The 861-nt window shown below is 61.1% G+C and carries 1 pseudogene; it reads left to right on the top strand.

Annotated features, from left to right (window positions below):
• Window positions 1-858 (top strand): annotated as a pseudogene (locus tag XnspCFBP7698_RS21190) (IS3-like element ISXcd1 family transposase); the annotation flags it as partial.
• Between the last annotated feature and the right edge of the window lie 3 nt (window positions 859-861).

Genomic DNA, 861 nt, shown 5'->3' on the forward strand with positions numbered 1-861 from the left:
CGACCTGCTGAAGGAGGCGATGGCAAAAAAATGGTGAGGCCATCTCAACGCCGGGAGATGGCCCGATGGGCCGTAGATGGTGGCCACACGAACATCCGGCATGCCTGCCGGACCTTTGCGGTGAGCGAGACCTGCTTTCGCTATCAAGCCAAGGCCAGCGAGGAGAACGCCCGGATTGCCGATTGGCTGGTGCGGTTGACCACAACCTATCGTGATTGGGGGTTCGGCCTGTGCTTTCTGCACCTGCGCAACGTGAAGGGCTTTGGCTGGAATCACAAGCGGGTGTACCGCATCTATCGGGAGCTGGAGTTGAACCTGCGGATCAAGCCGAAGAAGCGGCTGGTGCGCGAGCGGCCAGAGCCGTTGGCGGTGCCGGAGACGATCAACCAGGTCTGGTCGATGGATTTCATGCACGACCAGCTGGCCGACGGCCGCAGCTTCCGGTTGTTCAATGTGCTCGATGACTTCAACCGTGAGGGTCTGGGCATCGAGGTCGACTTATCGCTGCCATCGGCCCGGGTGATCCGCTCGTTGGAACAGATCATTGACTGGCGCGGCAAGCCAAACGCCATTCGCTGCGACAACGGCCCGGAGTACATCAGCGGCGCGCTGCTAGCTTGGGCACAGCAGCGCGGGATTCAGATCGAGCACATCCAGCCAGGCAAGCCGCAGCAGAATGCCTATGTCGAACGTTACAACCGCACCGTCCGCTACGCCTGGCTGGCCACAACGTTGTTCGACACCATCGAGCAGGTTCAGGACAAGGCCACGCGCTGGCTATGGACGTACAACCATGAGCGCCCCAACATGGCGCTCGGCGGTATCACGCCAGCAATGAAATTGGCGATGGCCGCCTAGCTC

Source organism: Xanthomonas sp. CFBP 7698, assembly GCF_003600855.1.
Lineage (GTDB): Bacteria > Pseudomonadota > Gammaproteobacteria > Xanthomonadales > Xanthomonadaceae > Xanthomonas > Xanthomonas cannabis.